The 23,033-nt window shown below is 56.6% G+C and carries 17 protein-coding genes and 6 pseudogenes; 10 read left to right on the top strand and 13 right to left on the bottom strand.

The features are described from left to right. Positions 1-38 precede the first annotated feature (38 nt). Positions 39-1,137 (bottom strand): annotated as a pseudogene (gene dctP / locus FDY98_RS17245) (TRAP transporter substrate-binding protein DctP). Between the two features lie 434 nt (positions 1,138-1,571). Here dctP and FDY98_RS17240 point away from each other — a divergent pair. Both FDY98_RS17240 and FDY98_RS17235 read left to right on the top strand, forming a co-directional pair. Beyond that, positions 1,572-3,659, top strand: coding sequence for a GNAT family N-acetyltransferase (locus FDY98_RS17240; RefSeq protein WP_196518314.1), 2,088 nt, complete (start codon positions 1,572-1,574; stop codon positions 3,657-3,659). Between the two features lie 27 nt (positions 3,660-3,686). Continuing rightward, positions 3,687-5,153: pseudogene (locus tag FDY98_RS17235) on the top strand (aminoacyl-histidine dipeptidase). A 66-nt stretch (positions 5,154-5,219) separates the two neighbouring features. On the opposite strand, the pseudogene FDY98_RS17230 reads toward FDY98_RS17235, so the two are convergent. The 3 genes and pseudogenes from FDY98_RS17230 to FDY98_RS17220 form a co-directional block, all read right to left on the bottom strand. Then, positions 5,220-6,576 (bottom strand): annotated as a pseudogene (locus FDY98_RS17230) (IS3 family transposase). A gap of 84 nt (positions 6,577-6,660) precedes the next feature. After that, positions 6,661-7,137 (bottom strand): Dps family protein, encoded by a 477-nt coding sequence (locus FDY98_RS17225; RefSeq protein ID WP_027958621.1) that lies wholly within the window; start codon positions 7,135-7,137, stop codon positions 6,661-6,663. Positions 7,138-7,384: 247 nt separating this feature from the next. Continuing rightward, positions 7,385-8,451: pseudogene (locus tag FDY98_RS17220) on the bottom strand (glycerate kinase family protein). A 355-nt stretch (positions 8,452-8,806) separates the two neighbouring features. On the opposite strand from FDY98_RS17220, the gene FDY98_RS17215 reads away from it, so the two are divergent. The 4 genes and pseudogenes from FDY98_RS17215 to FDY98_RS17200 all read left to right on the top strand — a co-directional run bounded on the left by FDY98_RS17215 (position 8,807) and on the right by FDY98_RS17200 (position 11,357). Further along, the gene (locus FDY98_RS17215; protein WP_155706008.1) at positions 8,807-9,217 is read left to right on the top strand and encodes a hypothetical protein; all 411 of its coding nucleotides are present in this window, start codon (positions 8,807-8,809) and stop codon (positions 9,215-9,217) included. Beyond that, a complete protein-coding gene (locus tag FDY98_RS17210) occupies positions 9,214-9,450 on the top strand; it encodes a hypothetical protein (RefSeq protein WP_340147013.1) in 237 nt (78 codons plus the stop codon). The genes FDY98_RS17215 and FDY98_RS17210 overlap by 4 nt, the downstream gene beginning before the upstream one ends. Before the next feature lie 119 nt (positions 9,451-9,569). After that, positions 9,570-10,230: pseudogene (locus tag FDY98_RS17205) on the top strand (DUF1007 family protein). Between the two features lie 80 nt (positions 10,231-10,310). Next, positions 10,311-11,357: a nickel/cobalt transporter gene (locus FDY98_RS17200; protein ID WP_155706007.1), complete on the top strand. Its 1,047-nt coding sequence runs from the start codon at positions 10,311-10,313 to the stop codon at positions 11,355-11,357. 7 nt (positions 11,358-11,364) lie between these two features. Here FDY98_RS17200 and FDY98_RS17195 read toward each other — a convergent pair whose 3' ends face one another. Next, positions 11,365-11,784: an HIT domain-containing protein gene (locus FDY98_RS17195; protein ID WP_027958625.1), complete on the bottom strand. Its 420-nt coding sequence runs from the start codon at positions 11,782-11,784 to the stop codon at positions 11,365-11,367. A gap of 413 nt (positions 11,785-12,197) precedes the next feature. Here FDY98_RS17195 and FDY98_RS17185 point away from each other — a divergent pair, with 413 nt between their 5' ends. Beyond that, complete coding sequence (locus FDY98_RS17185) at positions 12,198-12,569, top strand: I78 family peptidase inhibitor (RefSeq protein ID WP_027958627.1); 372 nt, start codon at positions 12,198-12,200, stop codon at positions 12,567-12,569. A 28-nt stretch (positions 12,570-12,597) separates the two neighbouring features. Here the strand turns inward: FDY98_RS17185 and FDY98_RS17180 are convergent. Beyond that, a pseudogene (locus FDY98_RS17180) lies at positions 12,598-13,202 on the bottom strand (LysE family translocator). Between the two features lie 97 nt (positions 13,203-13,299). Between FDY98_RS17180 and FDY98_RS17175 the strand changes: the two are divergent. Further along, a complete protein-coding gene (locus FDY98_RS17175) occupies positions 13,300-14,694 on the top strand; it encodes an aminotransferase-like domain-containing protein (RefSeq protein ID WP_009287462.1) in 1,395 nt (464 codons plus the stop codon). Between the two features lies 1 nt (position 14,695). Here FDY98_RS17175 and FDY98_RS17170 read toward each other — a convergent pair whose 3' ends face one another. The 7 genes from FDY98_RS17170 to FDY98_RS17140 form a co-directional block, all read right to left on the bottom strand. After that, the gene (locus tag FDY98_RS17170; RefSeq protein WP_009287461.1) at positions 14,696-15,700 is read right to left on the bottom strand and encodes a hypothetical protein; all 1,005 of its coding nucleotides are present in this window, start codon (positions 15,698-15,700) and stop codon (positions 14,696-14,698) included. A gap of 23 nt (positions 15,701-15,723) precedes the next feature. After that, the gene (locus tag FDY98_RS17165) at positions 15,724-16,251 is read right to left on the bottom strand and encodes an acyl-CoA thioesterase (RefSeq protein WP_009287460.1); all 528 of its coding nucleotides are present in this window, start codon (positions 16,249-16,251) and stop codon (positions 15,724-15,726) included. A gap of 91 nt (positions 16,252-16,342) precedes the next feature. Further along, entirely contained in the window at positions 16,343-17,653 is a 1,311-nt protein-coding gene (locus FDY98_RS17160; protein WP_027958628.1) for a short-chain fatty acid transporter, read from the bottom strand. A 152-nt stretch (positions 17,654-17,805) separates the two neighbouring features. After that, positions 17,806-19,110: an MATE family efflux transporter gene (locus tag FDY98_RS17155; protein ID WP_027958629.1), complete on the bottom strand. Its 1,305-nt coding sequence runs from the start codon at positions 19,108-19,110 to the stop codon at positions 17,806-17,808. Between the two features lie 5 nt (positions 19,111-19,115). Next, on the bottom strand, positions 19,116-19,364 hold the full coding sequence (locus FDY98_RS17150) for a YfhL family 4Fe-4S dicluster ferredoxin (protein ID WP_008957577.1): 249 nt from the start codon (positions 19,362-19,364) through the stop codon (positions 19,116-19,118). Between the two features lie 76 nt (positions 19,365-19,440). After that, a complete protein-coding gene (gene coaD, locus FDY98_RS17145) occupies positions 19,441-19,935 on the bottom strand; it encodes a pantetheine-phosphate adenylyltransferase (RefSeq protein ID WP_027958630.1) in 495 nt (164 codons plus the stop codon). Continuing rightward, on the bottom strand, positions 19,932-21,815 hold the full coding sequence (locus FDY98_RS17140) for a beta-ketoacyl synthase (RefSeq protein WP_035538294.1): 1,884 nt from the start codon (positions 21,813-21,815) through the stop codon (positions 19,932-19,934). The genes coaD and FDY98_RS17140 overlap by 4 nt, the downstream gene beginning before the upstream one ends. 221 nt (positions 21,816-22,036) lie before the next feature. Here FDY98_RS17140 and trmB point away from each other — a divergent pair, with 221 nt between their 5' ends. Together trmB and FDY98_RS17130 are read left to right on the top strand one after the other, a co-directional pair. Beyond that, a complete protein-coding gene (gene trmB, locus FDY98_RS17135) occupies positions 22,037-22,702 on the top strand; it encodes a tRNA (guanine(46)-N(7))-methyltransferase TrmB (RefSeq protein ID WP_009287456.1) in 666 nt (221 codons plus the stop codon). Continuing rightward, positions 22,699-23,028 (top strand): DMT family transporter, encoded by a 330-nt coding sequence (locus FDY98_RS17130; protein ID WP_022522081.1) that lies wholly within the window; start codon positions 22,699-22,701, stop codon positions 23,026-23,028. The genes trmB and FDY98_RS17130 overlap by 4 nt, the downstream gene beginning before the upstream one ends. The last annotated feature ends 5 nt before the right edge of the window (positions 23,029-23,033 follow it).

Genomic DNA, 23,033 nt, shown 5'->3' with positions numbered 1-23,033 from the left:
AACCGCCCTGGCAAACACCAAGGCGGCACAGAAGCGCCTTACAGGCAGGCTTCGATCTCTTCCAGTGAGGGCAGGTTATCCATCACGCGACTCATGTTGAAAGGAGCGGAAACATCGCGCCAGGTTGCGTAGTGCTCAAGGTAGGCAATCATCGACTGGTAGACCTTGGCGTGGTCAGCAGATTCGCAAGCACCGCGCAGAATCACTTCGTTGGTGACTTCCTGAATGCGCGCCAAATCTTCTTCAGAGAACTGATTGATCGTGACGCCTGCGTCGAAACTTCTGTGTGGCTTCGGTCGACTGGCGCTCAGACCAGGCCAGTGACCATGCCATGGTGGCATCCGCCGCAATACGCAGAGTCTCTTGGGTCTCTTCTGAGAGGGCGTCCCAGGCGTCTTTATTGATCATTACGCCAAATACGCTGGCAGACTGGTGCCAACCGGGGTTGCCCAGTAGTCCGCCACTTCGGCAAAACCGGCATTGAAATCAACGCCAGGGGTGGAGAATTCACCCGCATCGATAACGCCGCGTTCAATGGCTTGGTAGACTTCACCACCCGCCAGAGTGACTTGCGAGCCGCCCAGCTCTTCGAGTACGCGGCCCTGGTCGCGGCCCGAAAGGCGCAGACGCTTGCCTTCCAGGTCGGCAATGCTTTCAATCGGGTGCGGCCCATAAAGCCCGACTCATTGTTGGTAATGCCGTAAGGCAGATAAACCATGTTGAACTGGCCGTAGATCTCTTCGTACAGCTCGCGGCCGCCCCACTGCTGAATCCAGTTAAGGTAATCAACGCCATTAAACAGGCTGGTGGTCGTGGCCAGTGGTGAAAAAGCGGGGTTCAAGCCGGCCCAATAGCCCGGCCAGTCGCCTGCGGCTTCAATGCTGCCCGTTTCGGTGGCGTCAAATACTTCTGTGCCGGGCATCAGCGTACCGCCGGCACGGAAATTGATCTGTAGCTCTTCTCCCGCCAATTGATTGACCAGTTCCACCCAGTGCTGGTCAATCTTGATCAGGTCAAGGTTTTCCGGCCAGGTGCTGGTCATTGTCCACTCTTCTTGTGCTTGGGCGGTGTCGTTAAGGCAGCGAAGGCAATACCAGCGGCAAGGCCGGTGAGGGCAAATTTGTTCATTGTTTTCATGATGTATTTCCTGGTTTGGCGCGTGGCGTTATTAGTGTTGGGTACCTGGATGCAGGAAAGTGCAGCGCTGCTGGGTTACGTTTACGTAAACATGGGTTTTAGCGCTGCAGAGCTAAATTAGCACAACAACCCCGCTGCAGTGCAATATCAATAATGTAAGAGATTTCAGCCGTTGGTTTTTATGGGAAAACCCTATTGGTTTAATTAAAACAAATAGTTATGTTGTTTTTTAAGCGTCGAGATGAGTAGTTGCGTCTCTCAAGAACGTTGAAAGGAGTTAAATTGTTCAACCAAAGTTGTAGCATAAGCGCTCCATAAGAGGCTCAGCGGCACACTTACACACTTAATAGGGTAACGTGATGGGAAGCAGTCGCGCTGGAGCAGGAAATCATTTGTTAAATATCCATGTGCTAGAGAATAAACCGCAAGCGCGGATGGTGGCGGCGTTGGTTCATCATGCGCAGCGTTTGGCCCGCCGCCGCTGGCGCCAGCTTGTGTGGCTAAGCGGCGATGCCGAGCAGTGCCAATCCCTTGCGCAGGCTTTATGGCAAGCCCACCCCTGGAGTGCGCCGTTATGGGTGGGGGGCGAACACCTGTCGCCACGCAAGGCGCGCACGCGCCTGGGCGCAGAACACCAGTTGGTAGTGCTCGACACCCACCGCACCGGGTTTGATCCCGAAGCCTTGGGGGCGCTGGCGGGAACGCTCACCGCCGGTGGTTTGCTGGTATTGCTCACCCCGCAGCCGTGGGGAGAGTCACCGGATCCAGATTACGCACGTTTTGCTGATCATCCCTGGCGCTGGTTAGAGCTGAGCTGCCACTACCTGGCGCGCTTAGCGCGCCAGTTGCAGGCCTCGTCTCAGGTAGTGCGCTGGCGCGCTGACCAGACGCTGTATCTACCTCGACTGCCTGTGCGCAAAGCAGATGAAGCCGCAAGTGGCGATAGCGACTGCCTGACTTCAGACCAAGCCTACGCAGTGACACAGCTGGTTGGCTTAAAGCGCCGCCGCCCGTTGGTAATAACCGCTGATCGTGGGCGCGGCAAAAGCGCCGCGCTGGGCATTGCCTGTGCTCGGCTGCTGACCCACAAAGCCCAACGAGTAGTGCTCACTGCGCCGCGGCTGAGTGCGGTGGAGAGCGTGTTCGAGCGGGTAGCGGAACTCTGCCCGGATGGCCGTCGTGTCGCTACCGGCCACTTTGTATTGGCCGAGGGCAGCGAGCTGATGTTTTTACCCCCGGATGTGCTCACCGAGCAGGTTAAAGCTCAGCAGCAGGGCGGTGATGGCAGTTATCTAATGGTCGATGAGGCGGCGGCGATTCCCGCTGCACTGTTGGGCCAGTGGCTCGCGGTCTTTCCGCGTATTGCTTTTGCCACCACGGTGCACGGCTATGAGGGGTCGGGAAGAGGCTTCGCCTTGCGCTTTCGCGCGACCCTTGATCGCCTGACGCCCCAGTGGAAAGCGCTAACGCTTAACGCACCGATCCGCTGGCGCAGCGGCGACCCGTTGGAAGCTCTGGTCAATCAACTGCTGTTGTTAAAAGCACCGCTGCCCAGCGCTCAGACGGATGGCAGCGCAGTGGCAACCAAGGTGATTGATCGAGCTCGCCTCGCCCATCAAGACGCTATGTTGGAGAAGCTGTTTGGGCTGCTGGTACAGTCGCACTACCGCACCTCTCCCAATGACCTGCGCCAACTGCTTGACAGCCCGGTTGCTCAGCTACGCATGATTGAGCAGGCAGGTGAACCTCAAGCGGTGTTGGTCACCCGTGAAGAGGGCGGCTTTGAGGCCACTCTTGCCGACCGGGTCGCCCGCGGTGAACGACGTCCCCAGGGGCATTTGTTGGCGCAATCGTTGGCAACCCATGCCGGTAGCCGTGAGGCATTGACTGCCCGCTGGCGTCGAGTGGTACGTATCGCTACCCACCCCGAGCGGCGACGCCAAGGCTTGGGGCAAGCGTTACTAGGCGAGGATATGGACGCTGCCAAGCAGCAAGGTGCTGCACTTTATGGCGCGACCTTCGGCGCTGAAGCGTCACTGCTGCGCTTTTGGCTGGCGCTGGGTTTTACGCCGGTACGCTTAGGGATTACTCGGGAGACATCCACCGGGGAGTTCGCTGTTATGGTGGCCAAAGCGTTGAATTCAGAGGGCGAGGCGGTGCTTGCTGATCTTAGTGAGCGCTTCCAGACGGCGCTCCCAGCTCTGCTGGCTTTTGAACTCAAGGCGCTACCCGCAGCAGTGCTCGTAGTGCTGCTCGCTCAAATGCCAAGCATGCCACTGAGTGACCGCGAGTGGCAGGATATCGAGGACGTAGCGACCGCCCATCGCGACCCCGCTCTTGCCCGCTCGGCTCTGCAAGCCTTGGCCCGCGTAGCCAGCCACCGCGCTTTAACTGAGACACAACAGCAGGCACATCAACAATTATCTGCCTGGGCGTTCCAAAATATCGCTCTGGCGGATGCTCATAACGACGCAGTGAAATCCCTGCGCCTCGCTGTCAACAGCCTCATTGAGGTAAAGTAGATCGGTTACCGATAACGAAGAGTCTTTATGAACGCACATCTTGACGCGCTTGAGCCCTCCTTGGTTTGGCGCCACTTTCGAACGCTTTGTAATACGCCGCGCCCCTCTGGGCATGAGGCGGCACTCGTCGCTACCCTCGAAAGCTGGGCCGATGCCCAAGGCCTCGCCCACGACCGGATACCTTCGGTAATTTACGCCTGCTTAAGCCAGCCTCTCCCGGCTGCGAACAGGCGCCCGGCGTGGTACTCCAGGGCCACCTGGACATGGTGGCCCAGGCCAACAGCGATCATGCTCACGACTTTACCCGCGACCCGATCAGTACCTATGTGGCCGACGGCTGGCTGCACGCCGATGGCACCACTTTGGGCGCAGACAACGGATTGTGGCGTGGCGGCGATTCTCGCCGTGCTGGAAGACCCTGATTTACGCCACGGGCCGTTGGAAGCGCTATTCACCTTGGAAGAAGAGACCTCCATGGGCGGCGCTCTGAACCTGGCTGAAAATTGGCTCGAAGGTTCGCTGCTACTCAACCTGGATAGCGAAGATCGGGGGCAGGTCTATATTGGCTGTGCGGGCGGGGCCGACGTTGAAGTCGATGCCCAACTGCCCAGTGCCGCCGCTGGCGACCACGAACGGGTGATCGAAATCGTCTTGACCGGCCTGAAGGGTGGCCACTCCGGCGCGGATATCCATAAGCCGCTGGGTAACGCCAACCGGTTGTTGGTTAGAGTGCTGCGCTCCCTTGAGGCGTTTGATGCGCGCTTGATTAGCTACCAAGGCGGCACCTTGCGCAATGCGATTCCCCGGGAAGCCTTTGCCCAGGTGGCACTGCCCGCCGATGAAGTGGATGCGGCCATGGTGTCTATCGCCGGGCTGGAAACGATTCTGTTAAGAGAGTTAGGCAGTGGCGACAGCGGCCTTAAAATTAGCGCCCAACGTCTGACTGAGATACCCGACGCGGAGCCGCTAACCTTGGACGCCAGCGTTATGCTGCTGGCCGCACTTCACGCGGCCCCCTGCGGTGTCGAGCGAATGAGTGCGGACGTACCAGGCGTAGTGGAAACCTCTAATAACCTGGGCGTGCTAAGCCTGGAGAATGGGCGGTTACATCTCTGCTCACTGGTACGCTCACTGCACGACAGTGCTGTGGTGGCCATGGCGGATCGCTTTCAAGCGCTGTTTGGATTGATTGGCGCACGGGTAAAAGTTGAGAACAGCTACCCAGGCTGGGCGCCTAATCCGAATGGCGAGCTATTGGCGACTTTTAAAGCCCGCCATGCGGCGCTGCTGGGCCGCGAGCCGGAGGTGAAGGTCATTCACGCGGGGCTCGAGTGCGGCATTCTTGGCGGCAAATACCCGCATTTGGATATGATCTCTTTTGGCCCGCTGATTCGCGGCGCCCATTCGCCGGATGAGCGGGTAGAGATCGCCTCTGTGGAGGAGTTTTGGTCAATGCTGCGGGCGCTGATTGAAGATCTTGCCGATCAGCGCTAGTTCTCCTACGCGAATACAAAAACGGCACCTAGATGAACTGACCCCATAAACTTGGACAGTGAAAAACTAAGCAGCCAAGGCCTGATTTCGGTACTGCACCGGACTCAGGCCTTTTAATTTGGTCTTAATCCGCTCGTGATTGTAGTAATGGATATAGTGCCGAATGCCCGCCTGTAATTGCTCAATGGTGTCAAAGCGGTTCAGGTAAAAATATTCTGACTTCAGCGTACCAAAGAAGCTCTCCATTGCGGCATTATCCAGGCAATTGCCTTTACGTGACATGCTCTGAATCACGCCATGCTCGCTGAGCTTACGCCGGTAAGCTGACATCTGATATTGCCAGCCTTGATCAGAATGCAGTAAAGGCGCGTCTTGGTCGGCCAACTTAGCCAAGGCTTTCTTGAGCATCCCCCTACCAGCGAGTACTGCGGCTGTTTCTGCATTGAGTAGGACACGATTTCCCCGTTGTAGAGATCCATCACAGGCGACAAGTACAGCTTTTCGCCTCGGATATTAAACTCCGTGACGTCGGTTACCCACTTTTGGTTGGGTCGTTCAGCATGAAACTGGCGGGCAAGAAGATTGGGAACACTGGCCTGTTGTCCACGATAGGAGCGGTATTTCTTCGGGCGTACCAGCGACTTCAAGCCTAGATGCTGCATTAGGCGCTGGACTGTCTTATGGTTGACCTGCTCGCCCGACTGACGCAACGCTGCTGTGATTCGGCGATAACCGTAGCGGCCTTTGTGATGCTCGTAGAGGACGTGAATGCGTCGCTTCAGACCAGCATGCCGATCTTCCAACTGCTGAGCCCTTGCCTGATAATAGAACGTACTACGCGACAATTCTGCTACTTTTAGCAGCACCGCCAAAGGGTGGCCTTGCTTCAGCTCAAGGACTATCTGCGCTTTTTCTGCGCGGCTTGTTCTTTTGCCTGACGCAAGGCCCTCAACTTTTTTAGGTAGGCCACCTCAGCACGCAAGTACTCATTCTCTTGGAGCAGCTGCTCCAGCGAGCTCTTATCCGTCAGTGGAAGTGGGGGCTTTGGGGGCTCTGTTGTAGGCATCTTCGTCGGACGTCCTCGGGCTTTAGGCTCCAACGCTTGGAAGCCTCCTTCATGATACTGGCTTTCCCACTGCCGTACGACGCTCGTACCACCTCGAATATCGAACAGAGTCGTCGCTTGTAAGGCTGATAGCTCCTCTTGCCTCATCTGTTGCAACACCGCTAATTTGAACTCAGCGCTGTAGTGGGTGAACTTTTTCTGCAAGCCACTTAGACCATGCTGTTCAAAGTGTTTAACCCAACGCCTGACGGTTGTAGGGCCAAGACCGTACTGTCTGGCCAGACTCTTGTAACCCTGCTGTCCTTCTGCGTAGCGTTGCACTACTAGTAACTTGAACGCTTCATTATGTTTCGTCATGAAAAACACCCCAATCGTTGGATGAGCGTCCAACTTTTGGGGTGCAGTTCACGACGGTGCCGTTCTTACATCAAAAGATGACGCTTACTTGCTTAAATAGGCGTTGAGCATCCAGATGGTTTTTTCCTGCTCGCGAATGTAGTCACCGGCTTGCGCCGCGGTACCTTCATCGTCGGCGTCAGAGGCAAGCGCCAGCAGCTCACGCTGCAGCTCAATGATCGTTTGGTACCCTTTGAGCACGCCTTTGACGCAGGTGGTGCCATCGTGAACGTCTTTATCTTCCTGAATGCGCGACAGCGTTACGTAGTCGCTGTAGGCGTGTACCGGCTTGTGACCCAGGGTCAGGATGCGCTCGGCAACCTCGTCCACTTTGGTCAGCAGGTCGGTGTAGAACTCTTCAAACTTGGCGTGCAGCTCGAAAAAGTCGCTACCGCGAACATTCCAGTGGTAGCCGCGTACGTTCATATAGAAAATTTGGTAGTTGGCCAGCAGGTGGTTGAGCTTTTCGGCGAGTTGACTAGCGCTACCTTCGTGTAGGCCAATGCTGTTGGTGTCAGTCATATCCTGCTTCCTCTTTATGCCGCAGTGTTTATGCCACAGTAGGCGGCGGTTGATGCGTGCTTTCAGAATAGGGTGTAACTGTAGCGATGCAAAACAAGTTTTTTGCATCGCTGCCATAGAACTTTGGCATTAGATCTTTGAAATTAGCGCTTTGCCATTGGTGCTTCGACATTAAGCCACTTTCGTTACCCTTTGCTGATTTAATAGATGCTGGCGGCGAGAGCTTTTTTCAAGGTCTACATACATTTCAAGGTCTGTGTACCCACAGCCGAAGCAGGCTTTCACAGCGCACTTCCAGTAGCTCAGCGGTGCGCGCTAGTGCGTCAGCTAACGCCATGGGGCCATCGGCTAACGCGAAAGCGGCGGTGACGCCTTCATCAAAACAGGCTTGCCAACCATCGCCTAGGCTGCCCGCCAGCACGATGACGGGTTTGTGGAGACGTTTGGCGGCACGGGAAACGCCAATGGGCGTTTTTCCCGCCAGGCTCTGCCCATCCAAACGGCCTTCGCCGGTAATCACCAGGTCGGCACGGGCCAACAGCGAAGCCATGTCGGCCTGCTGCATAATCATCTCAATGCCGGGCTTTAGTGTGGCATTTAAAAAAGCCTTGGCCGCAAACCCCATGCCGCCCGCGGCCCCTGCACCCGGTAGCGTTCGATAATCATCGCCTAATGCATGAGCGCTGATATCGGCGAAGTGACCAAGCGCACGATCCAACTGCTCGACCTCTTCAGGTGATGCACCTTTTTGCGGGCCAAATACCGCGCTGGCACCACGTTCGCCTAGCAGCGGGTTGTCCACATCAACGGCGGCTTCCAGGCTAAACTTGGCTAACCGCGGGTCTAGTCCATCGAGTTCTAAGCTAGCCAATTGGTTAAGCGCGCGCCGCCGGGGGGAAGCGGTTCGCCGCTCTGATCTAAAAAGCGCGCGCCCAGTGCCTGCAGCATACCGGCGCCGCCGTCATTGGTGGCGCTGCCGCCAAGCAGCAACAGCGCTTTTTCTGCGCCTTGATCCAGTGCCGCCAGCAGTAGTTCACCCACCCCAAAGGTAGAGGTGTGTAGCGCATTACGCTCGTCGGCCGCTAAGTGCTGTAATCCGCTGGCTTCAGCCAGCTCAATAAACGCGGTACGCTGGTCGCTCAGCCATCCCCAGGCTGCTTGACGAGGGCGACCCAGGGCATCTTGAACGTTTAGTTGGCGCCGCTCGGCACCAGTAGCAGCGATGAGTGCGTCTAGACTGCCTTCGCCGCCGTCCGCTAAAGGGCAGACTTGAACATGCGCCTCAGGTGCAGCGCGCTGCACGCCCCGCGCCATGGCAGTTGCGGCGTCTTGGGCGCTTAGTGCATCTTTGAAGCTGTCGGGGCAAAGCAAAACATTCATTAGCACGATCTCCGCAAAACGGTGTCTTCAATACGGTGTCTTCATTACCCTACAATGTCAGTTAAGTATGACCACCTTTGGCGAGCTTAGCGCGCTAGCCTGCGCCAAACCAGCGGCCTCGCCCATTTAGAGGGACTAATATGAAGTCGATACCCATAAGCTTAACCTGTCTGCTGGTACTTGCTGGCTGCCAAGTGGTTCCTGACCGTCTGCCCAAGCGGAACCAGCGCCAGCGGCTTCGTGCTATTTCCCCGCCATCCATGAGCAGGCGCTGGAAACCAGCGTTGAGGTGCTCACCGAGTGGGGGTTTACCCTGAACTCTACCGATACTTCCCTGGGCTTGATCAGCGCCAGCCGCGAACGGCCACTGCACGGCTATTATGATCCTTACGATGATGCCTACAGCTATGGGCGTGGAATGCGCCTGTTTGGTGGTGTGGGCATAGGGCACGGTGGTTCCGGTGTCGGTTTTGGCATCGGGGGGATTGGTTATGGCGGTGGCGTGGGCCAGCAGCCGGTGGAGGTGGAGCGTGTGTCGCTACTGGTGGATGACGCGCATATACGTATATCCCGAGATATTCGCCGCTTCGATCACTGGGGTGATCTGCGTGAATCCTACAGTGCCAGCAACGACGATTTCTGTCAGCGCTTTCAAACCAGTTTTACGCAAACCGCCCCTGCGACCGGGAGGCCGTTATGAAAATGCGCCACTGGTTGTTAATCGGGCTACTGGGGGGATTGGTTGGCTGCGCGACGACAACGCCTTTGGAACCCCGTGAACTGGTTTACGCTACCTCTTCAGAGGAAACCTTCCGCGAAGCCGTGGAATTGATGGTGGAGCAGGGCTATGTGGTACGCCATGCGGATCTGTCGTTGGGGCGTGCCGAGGCATCCCTTGCCGCTGGCCGGAGTATCGCCTGCAACTGCAGGTAAGCGAAGAGGGCAGGGGCAGCCGCGTACGTGTTTCGGCGCTGAAGGGAAGTCAGCCCTTGCCGCCCTATTTGCTCGACCCTTGGCTTGTCGCCTTGCAACATAAAATTAGGTGTCGCGCCATGAAGTGGGCGGGTACCGCAGTAGCCGTTTGCTTGGGTATGAGTAGCTTTGTGGTCAGCCCCGATGCCCGTGCCCACCCTCACGGCTGGATCGACCTGAGTGTGCGGGTCATCACCGATGATCAAGGCATGGTGAGTGGCCTGCATCAAACCTGGCGGATGGATCCCTTCTACAGCCTGGTCGTTTTTGAAGAACTACAGCAGGTGGAAAAACGCCAGTCTAGAGGAGGGGCTGGATCAGCTTGGCAAAGAGATTCGCGATAATCTCGCCGCGCAGCACTATTTAACCGAAGTGAGTATTAATGGTGAACGCCAGGCGTTGGGTGAGGTAAGCGAATATACCGCCATGGAGCGGGATGGGCGGCTTACCTTTATGTTTATCCTGCCGCTGGAAGCGCCCCAACCGCTGACAGATGCCATGCTTAGCTACCAAGTGTTTGACCCCACCTACTACATCGAAGTGGTGCACGAGGAGGAGGGTGGCCAGCCACGGGATGATGCACTGATACTTCACGGTGAGCCTGTCTGTGAGTTGTCTATTCTCCCCGCTGATCCCGACCCTGAGTTGGTGATGCAAGCGGCGCTGCTCGATAAAGATGAGAGTGGTGAGCCCGGCTTGGGGCGCTATTTTGCCGAAACCGGCCAAGTTGATTGTCGCTAGGCGCTGTTCGAAAAACAGGCAGAGCCGTGCTATTTTATGGTCTTGTTACTTTATAACAACTTTTTCGGTGGAGCGGTTAAATGTTTTTAACACGGCCCTTTACACGTCAATTAGGGTTAATGCTGGGTCTTCTGCTAGCCGCAGCAGTGCTCATCGTTTGGCAAGGCGGGTTTCAGAGCGTGAGCTATCAGCTACTTGGTTGGCAGCGTGATCTGCACCGTTCGCTAACGCTGGCGATTACCGAACTGTCGCGCACCCCCACCATGGCGACCTGGGTGAGCCTGCTAGGCATTAGCTTCGCTTATGGCGTCTTTCATGCCGCCGGGCCGGGGCACGGTAAAGCCGTCTTGGCGACCTACTTAGCCTCCCACGGCGGTGCGGTAAAGCGCGCCTTGGGGCTCTCTTTTGCTGCCTCCTTACTGCAAGGCGTGACCGCCATTGCGCTGGTCGTTGTGCTGGTTTACGGCCTAGGCTGGATAACCCGGCAGGCCATGGGTAGCGTTGCCTGGGTAGAGCAGGCTAGTTTTCTGCTGGTGGCGGCGTTAGGGGCGTGGCTATGCTGGCGGGCCGTCAAGCAGTTGCGGCGAGCCTATCAGCCGGAGCGAGCGGCTCATTCGCACAGCCCAGGCCATGAACATAATCAAGACCATGAACATAATCCAAACCACGAACATAGCCATGGTCATGACCACAGCCACTGTTGCGGTGGTGCTCACCATATTGAACCGCATCAGGCGTTAGATTGGCGTACGGCGATGATGACGGTCGGCGCCATTGGTATGCGCCCCTGTAGTGGGGCGGTATTAATGCTGGGGGCAGCCAGCTTGCTGGGTCAGTTTGAGGTGGGGGTAGCATCGGTAGTGGCCATGTCGATCGGCACTGGGATAACCGTATCAGCGCTTGCCCTGGCGAGCATTTTTGCCCGTGGCTGGGCGCAGCGGCGCTTATCCAAGCAGCAGTACAGCCAGCGCAGCGTACAAAAAGCCACCGGCTGGGTGGCCTTGGCCGGTGGTGCGCTGATAGTAGTAATAGGGATTTCGCTTAGTGTTGCGGGCGTCGCACAGCCTGCCAGTGGGCCGCTCCTCAATGAGCCACCTGCTCGTCAAGGCCACCCATTAACGGGGTAAAAGTCGTCTATATATCAAGCCCGTCGATAAGTGCCAGTAACTGATCCCGTAACTGCGCCTGGCCATCCAGGTCGTAGGGTTCGGGGCTGCCATTGCCCCATACCGGTGCCGGCCAGGTCGCATCGCTGTGCCGTCTAAGCACAACGTGTACATGCAGTTGGCTAACCACATTGCCTAGCGAGGCAATATTGATTTTGTCCCCCTCAAGCGCTGTTTTCATTGCTTCACCTAGCTGAGTGGCTTCCCGCCACAGCTGCTGCTGGTCGTCAGCAGGAAGCTCAAATACTTCGCTAATAGAGGCGTGGCGCGGTACTAGAATCACCCAGGGATAGCGTGCGTCATTCATTAATAGCACGCGGCTTAGCGGAAGGTCTGCGATGGGGAAGGTGTCGGCGGCAAGGCGTTCATCCAGCTCGAATTTGATCAAAGGATAGGCTCCGGGCAAGGGTTTAGGTAATTGCTAGTATAGTCGCCTCGAAGCGACGTAGGGAAAGCGAGCGCGATTGCCAAAACGCTGTTACCCTGAAAAAACTCCCAAGAGGCAAATGACGTTGCCAGTGGAGTTTCCCGATGTTGAATGACTCGTTAAGGAGAACGGAAAATGAAAAAATTATTGGCCATGAGCTTTATGCTGCTGATGACAGCGGGTGTTCTAACGTTGTAACACCATCTCTGGCGCTGGTCAGGATGTGCAAGAGGGCGGTAAAGCCGTCCAAGATGCCGCTGAATAATTAAGTAAGACTGTGTTTTAAAGCAAGTGGTATCCTACGGGCTAGGCTAACGCCCGGCCCGTTGGTTTTTATAACCGGTTTCCATGCCCCTATTTTTGGAGATTCAAGGATGAAACCCCGTATTACTCTGGCTAAGTTCGCTGCTGTTAGCGCTTGTGCACTGTTGTTAACGGCCTGCGTTAGTTCCCAAATGCCGATTTCCCCTGCCAACGACGACGTAGACGCAGCGCCACCGCCGCCAACGGTAGCGCCGAACGGTTCCAGTGGTGAGCAGGCTGCCAGCTGTGATCTAGACGCTATCCAATCCGCTATCGGTGAGCCCTTCGACGAGGCTAACGTTGCGCAGTTACAAAGCGATAGCGGCGCTCGGCAAGTACGCGTGCTGCGCCCTGGTAGTATGGCCACCATGGATCACCGTCCGGATCGCTTAAATATCCATCTTGATGATCAAGACGGCATTGAAGCGCTGCGCTGCGGCTAACGGTAGCCGAGCACAGCTCGTTTTCAGGCTAACCTAAAATCAGCACGACGCAGGCGGCGGTCAATGCCCCCATGGTGATATTGAACGCCCGCCACGCGGCCTCCGTTTTGATCCACTGCCCAATCGCCGTGCCAAAGGCGGCCCACAAAGCGATGCACGGTAGTCCCACTAGTTCAGCAAAGCCCGCCAGCACTAGCGCGTTGACTATCGGCTGACCGCTTTCGGGCAGAAAACCGCCATCAGCGCCAGCCCCATTACCCACGCTTTAGGATTGGCAAACTGAAACGCCGCTGCCTGCCAAAATGTAAAGGGTACGCTATGGGTCTGCGCCTTAAGATTGGGCGGCGGGGCGCTGGCAATTTTCCAAGCCAAATAGAGCAAATACGCGCTGCCTATCCAGCGCAGTGCCGTTTGAATCGCCGGGTAGCGTTCAAACAGCACGCCCAAGCCCAGTGCTATACCTGCAAACAACAAAAAGCAGCCGCCTAAAATCCCCCACATATGCGGCAGCGTACGCCTAAAGCCGAAGTTAGCGCCAGAGGCGGTAAGCATAACGTTGTTCGGCCCTGGGGTAAGCGTCATCGACATCATATAGAGCGCGGCCGGACCGAGGATTACCCATTCGCTATTCATTTATTGTATCCATACAATTTGGTGATAAGGATTGTTTTGTTGCCGCTTTTGCTAGCATAATGGGGTTTAAATTGACGTCAAAGGTTTTATTGTCACCATGACAATGTGGGTGCCTTCGCTAGCTGAATTTTCTGGTTCACGTTACCGCGCTATTGCCAGTGCCATTGAAGCCGCTATCCAGGCGGGAACACTACTGCCAGGGGAGCGATTGCCGCCCCAGCGCCGCTTGGCGGATGCGCTAGGTGTGACCATTGGCACGGTAACCCGGGGGTACGCTGAGGCTGAACGCAATGGCTGGGTGTCGGCACGGGTGGGTAGCGGCACCTATGTGAAGAGCCAAGACCAAAACAATGCTTTTAGCCTGACGTTTCCCGCTGACGAAACGGCCGGTGTGATCGATTTAAGCCTTAGCCTGCCACCGCCCCACCCGTTGCGGCAGACGCTGTTGAGCGAAGCGCTGGTCGCTTTAAGTCAATCCGGGGCAGCATTAGCACGTGGTGTTACTTACCAACAGGCCCAGGGGCGTCATGAGCATCGTGAAGTACTCGCTCGCTGGTTAAATACTTTGGGTATGCCGCTGATGGCCGATGAGCTGCTCATTACCCAGGGTGGGCAGCATGGCCTTAGTTTGGCGCTCAGCACCTTGCTAAGGCCGGGCGAGCTGTTGGCCGCTGATGCCTTGACCTATCCCGGTGCCATCAGCGCTGCGCAGCAGGGGCATCTAAAGTTGGTAGGCATTGGTCAAGACAGTGAAGGGATGCGCATGGATCTGCTTGAGGCGCAGTGTGCCCGGCAGCCACCTAGAGCGATTTATCTAACGCCGGAACAGAACAACCCCACCGGCGCGTGTTTAAGCGAATCGCGCCGCGAGCGACTGGTAACGTTGGCACGGCGCTACGATATCTGGCTGATTGAAGATGGCGTGCAGTATCTACCCGCTGAGCAGCGCGGTACACCCCTTTACAGGCTTGCGCCGGAGCGCACGCTGTTTGTGTTTAGTACCGCTAAAGTGCTGGCGGGTGGGCTACGAATTGGCGTACTGCGTGCGCCTAAAAGCTTGCACGAGCGGTTAGCGACAGGCCTTCGCGCTCAGAGTTGGATGGTGCCACCGCTAATGGTCGATGTGGTTTGCCATTGGATTAATCAGCCCGCGGCGGAAAAATTACTTACCTGGCAAACTCAGGAGCTCGCGGAGCGTCAGCAGTTGGCTGCCGAATGGCTAAAAGATTTTTCCTTAAGCGGGCGTTCGCACAGCAGCAATGTATGGCTTGCGCTGCCAGAGGGGAGCCGGGCCGTAGAGCTGTGTGAACGGCTACTGCAGCGGGGCGTTAAGGTCAGCAGCGCAGAGCCCTTTTGTGTCGGGAGCACGCCAGCGCCCCAAGCGATTCGGCTATGTGTTGGGGCCGCGGCGGATCGCAGTGAACTGATTCAGGCATTGAGTATCGTCGCCGCCTGTTTAACCGAGCGCCCATTAGCCCCTGTCACTTTGTGAATTACTCGTAGCGGTCTTTCCAGCCCTGGTGGCGCACCTGGTCTTTAAGCATTTCGAGGACGTCGTACAGCACCTGCTCGGTGACCCGATTGCTGCCTTCGTCAACCGTCAGCCAGGTGTCGAAGCCGCTGTCGGCGGTGCGCTCCACTAACTGCCTAAACTCATCCGAATGAATGCCTAGCAGCAGCTCATCGACTAGCCGTTGAGCAACGCCGCTGAGTGATGCTTCCATCGCGCTGGTGGCCTGCTGCCCCATGGGTAGGCGATTAAGGCGCTGAATCTCGGGGCTTTCCCGTAGCGTGCGGCTAACTAAATCACTGATTGCCGCCATAATGGATTGGCGGTTGTGCTGGTAGGCTTTGCCGATAGTGCTCTCCAGCCGCTGAGCGATCTCATGAATCAGCTGAGCTTTGCGGGGCATGATCACACGTTCAATCACGCGCTCGGTCAGCGAATCGCTGGCGCGTATCTGCTGCTGTACATTGCCCAATAGACGCAGGGCGATGCGGTCGGAAAGCTCCTCAAGCAGAATGTCGTAATACTTGGCCACAAATTGATAGATGTACCAGTGGGTAACATCAATAAGGCCGAGGCGATGCAGCCGATTGATTAACGATACAACGCGTAAAATACGCAGTAGTCGGAAGCCCGCGAGGGGAATGCAGCCCAGCACATCGTACCAGTGCACGAAGGGGTAGAAAAACCAGCGGTGGTAGCGCCGCTCGGCAATCGCGATTGACCAGCCCAGCAGTACGTCGGCGATAAAAAAGCTGACAAATACCAGGTCGATGGTGATAAAACGGCTATGAATCACGTCATCGTAGAAGGTGTGAAAACCGGGGGCGAGGTTGGCGATGCCCTGGTTAATAGGGTCAAGCAGAAACAGCGAATCAAACAGCAGTAGCGATAGATTAATCACCACTAGCGTCAGGATAAAAAAATCCCAACCAATATGGGCGTATTCAACCGCTTTAGGCAGGTGTGGATAGCGTTCCCTGGCGGGCATACGAACTCCTTGTCGTTGGGTCTTTAATGGGCCTGGGACTGGTAATGCTGCTGGGTCAGCAGTTCCTCTTTTTCTGCCTGTTTGCGTAATTTTTTGCGCAGTGCCGCCTTTTCAAAACGCAGTTCCTGGAGCGGTGTGGCCAACTTGAGCGGCGGTACGCTAGCGGGTTTACCATCAGCGTCCACTGCTACCATGGTGAGGTAGCAACTGTTGGTATGACGGATCAGCTTATTACGAATATCTTCAGCCACGACCTTGATGCCCACTTCCATCGACGAGCGACCAACATGATTAACGCTGGCCAGAAAGGTGACCAGCTCACCGACATGAATCGGCTGCTTAAACAACACCTGATCCACTGACAGCGTCACGACATAGTGGCCCGAATAGCGGCTGGCGCAAGCAAAAGCGACTTCATCGAGCTTTTTAAGAATTGCACCACCATGGACTTTGCCGCTGAAATTCGCCATATCGGGCGTCATCAATACGGTCATGGAGAGTTCATGCTGCCCAGGCAGGGCAGCGTTAGCGCTGATTTCGGCGTCTGTCATTCGGTGCTCCTGCTCCTACGTGAGACCAATAACGGCTGCCCGTTACTCATATGCTGGGCAAACGGAGCGACGGGCAGTCATTGGCGGTTGTTTAAAACCATACCAGACCGACGGAAATAATAATGCCGGTGATAAAAAGCTGAATCAGGCAGAAGCCCATAATATCTTTCGCCTTTAGGCCCGCAATGGCGAGCACCGGGAGTGCCCAGAAGGGCTGTAGCAGGTTAGTCCAGGCATCGCCCCAAGCCACCGCCATGGCAACCCGCGGAATATCAGCTCCTAAGGCCTGAGCAGCCGGTAGCATCACCGGTGCCTGAACTGCCCACTGGCCGCCGCCGGAAGGGACGAATAGGTTGACAATACCCGCGCTGATAAACGACCAGAACGGCAGTGTATTGGTGGTGGCAAAGGAGACCAGCCACTCGGACATGCTCTCTGCTAGCCCGGACTGCACCATAATGGCCATGATGCCAGCATAAAATGGGAATTGGATGACAATCCCTGCGCCGCCTTTAATAGCTTCGTGCAGGCTATTGAGCAGATTGCGTGGCGTGCGGTGCAACACAATGGCTAGGAACAGAAACATAAAGTTAACGACGTTAAGGTTTAAGCCGCCACCCCTTAGCAGGAAGTGATCAAGCAAGAACAGCAGCCCCGGCACACCGACCAGCAGGGCGAGGGTAAAGCTATTTTCCAGGCGTTCAGCAGGACGAGTAATGCGGCCAACCGGCTCGGGCTCTTCATTCAGAACATTTGGGTCGACATAGACGCTATCCTTCTCATCCGGCAGCATCATGCGGTTTACCAGTGGGATGGCAATAAATAGGCAGGCCACAATAGCGAGGTTGAAGAAGGCGAAAATCGTAGAGCCGGTACCAATCACTCCAATTTGATCGGCGGAAAAATGCCCTTCGGTAGCGATGGTTAGCGGTATTGAGCCTGCCAAACCGCCGTGCCACACCACAAAGCCTGAGTAAGCACTGGCCACTAATAGCCGATAGTCAACGCGGATCAATCGGGCCAGTTCTTTGGCAAATAGCGCGCCGACCACAAGGCCAAACCCCCAGTTAATCCAGCTGGCCGCCAATGAGACCTGCGTCACTAGGATGATTGCACCGCCAGGGGATTTAGCAGTACCGGCTATTTTCTGCAGAATGCGTTTTACTGGTGGTGAGCTTGCCAGCATAAAACCGGTGACCAGTACCAGCAGCATTTGCATAGAGAACGTCAGCAAGCCCCAGAAGCCATCGCCCCAGAAGCGTAGTACTGCCAGCGGTGTTTGCCGCTCAATGGCGATTGCGGCGGCCGAGGCAATTAACGTCAGCAATAGTACGAAAATATACGGGTCGGGGAGATAGCGCTCCACCAGCTTTACCGCCGGTTTTGAGATCATTTTAAGCATGGGATGCTCTCTTTATTCATTATTAGGAAGTGGCTAAGCAAGGTCTTGGAAGTGTAACGGCATAGCTAATATACGGGTGAGTACGGAAATTTTCACGTTGAAGCTGCCCGCTTAATCTTACGTTAGCGTAGTCGAGGTTAATTGCGCCTGTTTTAACGATAATGGTTTAACCGGTAGGGGCGATGGTAGTGAAAATAGTAGTAGGCGATCAGCACCGCCGAGCGCACCAGCGTGAACAGCATAAACGCCAGCCAGAGCCCATGATTGCCCAATCCCTGGGTTAACCACCAAATGGGCAGATAGGCGGCTAGGCCAATAAAGATACTGTTACGCATTTCACGTACCGCAGTGGTGCCAATAAACACCCCATCAAGGAGGTAGCTCCATACCGCAATCAGCGGCATGACGACCATCCAGGGCAAGTACTGCGCCGCAGTTGCACGCACCTCTTCAAGGCCAGTGAGCAGCGCAATAAGCGCATTGCCACCCAGCGCGAACAGCAGGGCGGCAGCGCCAGCCGTCCATAATGAAAATCGCGCGGCGGCGCGCACAGTGGCGGCAAATTCCTGCCAATCCTGACGGCCATAGGCGCGCCCAATCAGTGATTCGGCAGCGTGGGCAAAGCCGTCCAGGGCGTAGCTGGTGAGCATGATAAATTGTAGCAGCACAGCGTTGGCAGCAAGCACTGTGTCGCCTTGACGAGCACCCTGGGCGGTAAAGAACGCCATGGCAAACAGCAGGCCGAGAGTGCGCACAAATAGGTTGGCGTTGACGTTAAACAGGGCTGTGTAAGCTGCGAGTGCCAGCAGACGCTCGCGCAAAAAATGGCCATCCAGTCGGGTTAGCTGGCGTAGCACCAGGTAGCTGCCAAACGCTAGGGCACTGTAGTCAGCGATTACGCTCGCCCAGGCCACGCCGTTGCTGGTCATCCCCAGGCCTACTACAAACCATAAATCCAGCACGATATTAACGCTGTTGGTGAGCAGCAAAATCATCAGCGTGACGCGGGAGTTCTGTTGGCCCAAAAACCAGCCCAGAATGGCGTAGTTGGCGAGCACCGCCGGTGCAGACCAGAGGCGTATATGGGCGTATTCTCGCGCTAAATCAGTCGCTACCTCACTACCATCTAACAGCCATAAACCGAGCGTAATCAGCGGCGAGGCAAACACAATCAGCAGGCTACCAATCACCAGCGCCATGATCAGCGACTGCCCCAGCAGGTTGCGCACGTCTGTATCGCTCTCGCGCCCCATGGCTTGGGCGACTAGCCCCGTAGTACCCATGCGCAAAAAGCCAAACCCCCAATAGAGGAAGCTAAACAGTGTGGCGCCGAGGGTAACGCCGGCTAAGTAGCGGGAGTCGGGCAAGTGCCCGACCACAGCGGTATCCACCAACCCGAGCAGCGGGACGGTGATATTGGAGAGGATGATTGGCCAAGCAAGGGCCCAAATCCGCATTCGGCTTAGGCGGCAGTGATGATGCGGTACTTCTTCATCAACTGTTCTTGGCTTTCGTGGCGTTCAGGGTCAAGCGGAATGCAGTCCACCGGGCAGACCTGTTGGCATTGAGGTTCGTCATAGTGACCGACGCATTCGGTGCATAGGTTAGGGTCGATGACGTAGATCTCCTCACCGGGGGAGATCGCATCATTGGGGCACTCGGGTTCGCAGACGTCGCAGTTAATGCACTCGTCGGTAATCATCAGGGCCATGGGCATACCTCGCAGATGGCATTAACACCCAGGTAGCGTATAGATACCTGAGTGTTTTACTCAACAATGGCGTTGGCTAGCTAGTGTAGTGGTTACGCAGCGCTTCGGCGACCTGAGGATGCACCAGGGGGGAAATATCGCCGCCAAGCTTGGCAATTTCGCGCACGATGGTTGAAGAGATATACGAATTTTGTACCGCGGGGGTTAAAAACACGCTCTCCAGCTCCGGGTTTTGTGCGCGGTTCATATTGGCCAACTGCAGCTCGTACTCAAAGTCAGAGACCGCGCGCAGGCCGCGCAGAATGATTGTCGCACCCTGTTCGTGCATCATGGTTGTGAGCAGGGTCGAGAAGCCGATCACCTCAACGTTGGGCAGCGGCGCGCAGACCGCTTTCACTAAGCTCATGCGCGTTTCCAAGTCGAGGTGGGGGCTTTTGCCAGGGCTTGCCGCCACCGCGATGACCACTTTGTCGAACATCCGTGCGCCGCGCTCGATCAGGTCAAAATGGCCATTGGTGATAGGGTCGAAGGTGCCGGGGTAGACGGCGATATTCAGTTTGCGCGTGGTCATTCCTCGCTCTCCTCGTCCAGGCAGCCAAACGGGTTATCGCTGGTTAAGGAGACGGCGTGGTCGTAACCGGGGATATGAATCCGGTCAGCGTGAATATCCAGCTCTGGGCCCTCCAGCACCGCTTCACCAAACTGATAGCGTGGAGCGTAGTGGCCACGGTCTGCCTGGGCCAAGTAGGCCGCTGCTGCTTCGCGGGTGGTTTCGCGACGGGTTTTCCAGGCGTTCACCGCCGCCGCGCCGTGGCGCTGCGTCAGCAGGCGTTCGGTCACCGCAGGTGAAAGCACCACGCCGGTGGCGTTGTTGCCGCCGAAGCCCTTGGCGTTAATAAAAGCAGCGTCCGCGCGAAAAGTTTGTGCCGTTTGAGAAAAGCGCAGCCGCTCAGCATAGACATCGTCAGCCACCGTATCCAGCGTGGGAATGCCCGGCAGCAAGTCGTGGGCAAAACTACCCAGTGCGCTCGCCAACTGGTCGCCCGCCGCGGAGCCTTGTGAGTGGCCAATAAAGGCTTTAATCGCCACTACGGGCCAGTCGCTAATGCCGTTGGCGCGGGCAATTTCGTCGAACACATGGGATTCGGTAATGCGGTTTTTGGGTGTGCTGGTGCCGTGAGCGTGCAAAAAGCTGCGCTCTTTAAGGGATTTTTCGCCCAGCATATCGCGCACCAACGCAGTCGCTTTGCCGAGGGTGATGTAGTTGCCGATGCCCGGCGCCGAAATCGAGCGCTTGTAACCATCGGCATTAACGAACACATCAGGCACCGCACCGAGAATATCCGCGCCGACTTCCAACGCTAGGGCATCGTCCATCAGTAGCACGAACTGGCTGGCTTCCGCCATGGTAAAGCCACAGTTGCGCGCAAACGGACGGCAGGCGCGCTGATAATCGCTGTCGGTGAGCAGCTCCAGAGCATCCAGGGCTTTCAGACCAGCGTCGTCAGCTAGCGCACCCATGGCCCGGAAACCCTCGATGATTTCCGGGGTGATGGGTGCGTCTGCAGTACCCACCATCACCACACGACGGCGTCCGGCGCGAATGTCATCAATACCCAGGCGCAGGTTATAGAGAAAGCTGGCACAGGCGCCTAACGCTGCGCCTGTGCCACCTACGCTACCCAGTACATAGGCATTCAAAAAGTCGGCGGGCATCTGACCATAGCCCAGAGGCATCTGCTTGGAGGTGGCGCGTTGACCACTCACCAGGCTTTTCAGTAAGCCGCCCCAGCCTTGATCGTCTAGCTGTCCAATGGAGTTCCCGGCGTACACGGCAATATGATCCGGATTTAACTGTTGGCGCAGCGTCTCCCAAGAGAGACCGCTGGCGCCCAGGCAGTCGCTGGCACCAAATACCGCCAGCGATAGCCCGCGGGGGTGGTGCACGCTGCGGTAGAGGTTTGCGGGGTTAAAGCCGCTGGGTAGCTGGGCCGCCGCGCGTACCTTGGGTAACTGCGCGTCGGGAAGCAGTACCTCTAACACCCCTGCAGGTACGCTCACCTCTACCTCGCGGACATCAATGTCGCGCACCTGCCAATCCTCCGGCAGGTGTTCGGGTAACTGGCGGCGGCGCAGGGTAAAGCGTAGCGGCTCGGCCAACTGCATGCTGGCTTGCCGGTTTGACGGCATGCCAGGGTCGAGAAAGCGAGGGTCTTCGTTGCGTCGGATCAGGGTGTGGTTCAGCACCTGATCGCGCAGCGACTGCGCTGGGGCCTCTACGGGCTGACCTTGACTATCGTGCCACCCCTCTTCGGAGTGCTCGACTAGACGCATAAGCGCGGCCAAGCCTTCCAGTGTCTGGCGTTGCTGGTCAGCAGGAAGGGCATCAAGCACGGTGCGGCGGAAGGCCTGATGGCCAGAGGTTCTGCCAGCGGGATTGATGCCGCCCATGCCGACAATCACCGGTAAGTGTGACAAGCCGGGTTCCTCGTGGTGCGGTGGTGGTAATAACAATTATCGGCAAAAGTACTCGGTATATGATGCCTAGTACCATGCGCTTAATAAGTACGCTAAGAAGCACGTTATGCGTGATCATAGCACCGGCTGAGCAACGGCGTCATGCCGCAAGCGTTCGAGACTGATAGAATCACGCTTTTCAGCCGAGTAATGGCATGCAGCATACTTCTCGACCAGTGGTTTCTAATCAGCCAGGCCCACATCAGGATCTCGCCCGACGAGTGAGCCGAGCGTTAACGCATCCGCTACGTAAACCAATCGCCGAACACACGCAGCGCAGTTTCGCCCTGGCGGCAGAGTGGTTCGTGGGCCGTCAGGCACCGTTGATACTAGATTCGGGCTGTGGCGTGGGGATATCGACCCGCCAACTGGCGGTGCAGTTCCCTGCCCATGCGGTAATCGGCGTGGATCGCAGCGAGGATCGTTTGGGGCGCGACCACGGCCAGTTGCCTGACAATGCGCTGCTGGTAAGAGCGGATCTGGTCGACTTTTGGCGCTTGGCCTATCAGGCTGGCTGGGCGCCAGAGTATCACTTTCTCCTTTATCCGAACCCTTATCCCAAGGCGGGGCACCTAAAAATGCGCTGGCATGGCCATGCGGTTTTACCCACACTGTTGGCGCTTGGCGGGTATCTTGAGTTGCGCTCCAACTGGTCCCTCTACGTTGAAGAGTTTGCTTTGGCAGTGGCACAGGTAACCGGCAAACAGGCAGCGGTGACTGAAATTGCGCCTAAAGGGGACTATTTAACCCCTTTCGAAGCTAAGTATGCTCAGAGTGGCCAGGTTCTGTGGCGTTTATGCGTTGAGTTGGAGCGAACATGACGTTTGTCTATTTGGTGTTGGCGATTGTGGCCGAAGTGATCGCCACGAGCGCCTTAAAAGCCTCCATGGGCTTCACGCGCCCGCTACCCAGCGTGGTGGTGGTAGTGGGTTACGGGTTAGCTTTTTATTTGCTCAGCCTGGTGCTGCGCACGCTGCCGGTAGGGGTTGCCTATGCGATTTGGGCAGGCCTGGGTATTGTGCTGGTCACCTTGGTTGGCATAGTGGTATTCGGTGAAAAGCCTGATTTGCCGGCGGTGATAGGAATTAGTTTGATAGTAGCAGGCGTGGTCATGCTGCAAATGTTTTCAAAAATGAATGTGCATTGAGGAGC

Source organism: Halomonas sp. PA16-9 (assembly GCF_009728585.1).
In the GTDB taxonomy this organism is placed as follows: domain Bacteria; phylum Pseudomonadota; class Gammaproteobacteria; order Pseudomonadales; family Halomonadaceae; genus Vreelandella; species Vreelandella titanicae.
This window is presented reverse-complemented; position numbering and strand designations above follow the sequence as displayed.